Below are 3,162 nucleotides of genomic sequence, written 5' to 3'. Positions count from 1 at the left end.
GGCACCCCCATCAACTGGCACACCCACCACACCACCACCACCCACACCCCCCTCCCCACCTACCCCTTCCAACGCCAACGCCACTGGATCGACACACCGGTGACCTCCACGAACCTGGGTGCGGTGGGGATGCTCACGGCGGACCACCCGCTGCTCGGCGCCACCGTGGAACTGGCCGACGACGAGGGACACGTGTTCACCGGCCGGCTGTCGTCGGCGACACAGCCGTGGCTCGCGGACCACGCCGTGTTCGGCACGCCGCTCCTGCCCGGTACGGCCGTGCTGGAGCTCATGCTGCTCGCGGGCGCACGTCTCGACGTACCCGTGGTAAGGGAACTGACGCTGGAGAACCCGCTGGTACTGCCGGACGGCATCGAGGTGGACATCCAGCTGGTCGTCCGCGCCGAAGACGCCTCAGGGGCGCGACCGGTCCGGATGCACTCCCGGCAGGCGGGCCGCTCCGAGTGGACGCGGCACGCCACCGGCACCCTCGTACCCGCGGTCCCGGACACCGTGCCCGAGGACGCCACGGTTGCGTGGCCACCCGCGGGCGCCGTCCCCCTCGGTCTCGACGGGGCGTACGGGCTGCTCGCCGACCACGGTTACGACTACGGGCCCGCCTTCCAGGGGCTGCGGGCCGCCTGGCGGCTCGGCGAGGAGACCTTCGCCGAGCTGCGGTTCGACGAGGAGGCGGGCGGCAGCGGGTTCGCGCTGCATCCCGCGCTGCTCGACTCCGTGCTCCACCCGATCGTCCTGGACGGCCTGGACGGCCCGGAACAGGGCGGCGGAACGCGGCCGGTACGGCTGCCGTTCGCCTGGTCCGACGTCGTTCTGCACCGCGCCGGCGCGACATCGCTGCGGGCCCGGCTCACGCCGACCGGAGAGGACGGCGTGGCGCTGACGGTGACCGACGACTCCGGCAGGCCGGTGCTCTCCGCTTCGTCCCTGACGGTTCGCGCCGTGGACCCCCGGCGTCTCACGGCAGGATCCGGGATGCACGACTCCCTGTTCCGACTGGACTGGTCGCCGGTTCCCACACCCCCGGACCGGAACGCCGACCACGGGGCAGTGGTCCACCAGGTGGAGCCCACCACCGGCACGGGCGGTCCGGAGGAACTGCGCGACAGGCTGGGCCGGGCCCTCGCCGCCGTCCAGGGTCACCTCGCCGCGGACGCGCCGGATTCCCCCCTGGTCGTGATCACCAGGGGCGCGGTCGCGGACGACGCCGTCGACGGCATCGACGTCGTCGCCGCGTCGGTGTGGGGTCTGGTGCGCACCGCGCAGTCCGAACACCCGGACCGCTTCGTCCTCCTCGACACCGACACCGACACCGACACCACCTCCCTCTCCCCCGACCTCCTCACCACCGCACTCGCCACCGGCGAACCCCAACTCGCCCTCCGCCACAACACCTTCCTCGCCCCCCGCCTCAAACGAGCCCACACCACCACCGCCACCCACACACCCCACCTCGACCCCGACGGCACCATCCTCATCACCGGCGGCACCGGCACCCTCGCCACCCTCCTCGCCCGCCACCTCGTCACCCAACACGGCGCCCGCCACCTCCTCCTCGTCAGCCGAAGCGGCCCCAACGCCGACGGCGCCACCGAACTCCACACCGAACTGACGGCCCTGGGCGCCGACACCACCATCACCGCCTGCGACATCGCCGACCCCGACGCCCTCACCGACCTCCTCGCCACCATCCCCCACCAACACCCCCTCACCGCCGTCATCCACACCGCCGGCACCACCGACGACACCACCCTCGACAGCCTCACCCCACAACGCCTCGCAACCGTCCTCCACGCCAAAGCCGACACCGCCCGAAACCTCCACCGCGCAACCCGCAACCACGACCTCCGCGCCTTCGTCCTCTACTCCTCCATCGCCGGCACCATCGGCAACCCCGGCCAAGCCAACTACGCCGCCGCCAACACCTACCTCGACGCCCTCGCCCACCACCGCCACACCCAAGGACTCCCCGCCACCTCCCTCGCCTGGGGCCTCTGGGACGTGGCCTACAGCATGGCGAGCGCTCTGGACGCGGTGGACCTCGCCCGTCTGGAACGGCTGGGCATCGCACCGTTCAGCGCCCAGGAGGGGCTCGCCCTCTTCGACGCGGCACTCGGCACGGAACACCCCTCGCTGGTACCGGCCCGGCTGGACACGGCCGCGCTCCGGGCCCGGGCCGAGCAGCACCTGCCGGCCGTGCTCCGCGGTTTCGTCTGCACCCCCGCACGGCCGACGAAGCGCGACGAGCCGTCGCTGGGCCGGACGCTGGCCGGTCTCCCCGAGGACCAGCAGCGGGCCCGGACGACGGACCTCGTCCGCCAGGCCGCGGCCGGCGTACTCGGCTACGACGATCCTCAATCCATCGATGCGGCACGCGAGTTCAAGGCACTGGGCTTCGACTCGCTGATGGCGGTCGAGCTCCGCAACCGGCTGAACGCCGCCACCGGCCTGCGCCTGCCCGCCACGCTCGTCTTCGACCACCCCACGCCCACCGCACTCGCCGACCACCTGCGCCGACAGCTCCTCGGAACGTCGACAGCCGTGGCGGCGGCCGTTCCGGCCGTCGTCGCGACCACGGACGACCCGGTCGTCATCGTCGGTATGGCCTGCCGCTACCCCGGCGGAGTCACCTCACCCGAGGACCTCTGGCGCCTGGTCGCCGACGGCACCGACGCCATCGGCGACTTCCCCACCGACCGCGGCTGGAACCTCGACGACCTCTACGACCCCGACCCCGCCAAGGCCGGACACTCCTACACCCGGCACGGCGGCTTCCTCCACGACGCCGCCGACTTCGACCCCGAGTTCTTCGGCCTGAGCCCCCGCGAGGCCCTCGCCACCGACCCCCAGCAGCGCCTCCTCCTGGAAACCGCCTGGGAAGCCCTCGAACGCGCCGGAATCGACCCCTCCGCGCTGCGCGGCAGCCAGACCGGCGTCTTCACCGGCGTCATGTACAACGACTACGCGTCCAGGCTCCACCACATGCCGGCCGAACTGGAGGGCTATCTCACCAGTGGCAGCGCGGGCAGTGTGGCCTCGGGCCGCGTCTCCTACACCCTCGGCCTGGAGGGCCCGGCCGTCACCGTCGACACGGCCTGCTCCTCCTCACTCGTCGCCATCCACCTGGCCGCCCAAGCACTGCGG

Annotated in this window: 1 protein-coding gene; it reads left to right on the top strand. The window is 72.5% G+C overall.

The features are described from left to right. Window positions 1-99: 99 nt before the first annotated feature. Window positions 100-3,162, top strand: a 3,063-nt coding sequence (locus ACFRAR_RS38425) for an SDR family NAD(P)-dependent oxidoreductase (protein WP_380705045.1), incomplete at its 3' end; no start/stop codon positions are given.

The organism is Kitasatospora sp. NPDC056651 (assembly GCF_042792155.1).
Taxonomy (GTDB): domain Bacteria; phylum Actinomycetota; class Actinomycetes; order Streptomycetales; family Streptomycetaceae; genus Kitasatospora.
Note: the sequence above shows the minus strand (reverse complement) of the source record. Positions and strands in the feature narration are given on the sequence as shown.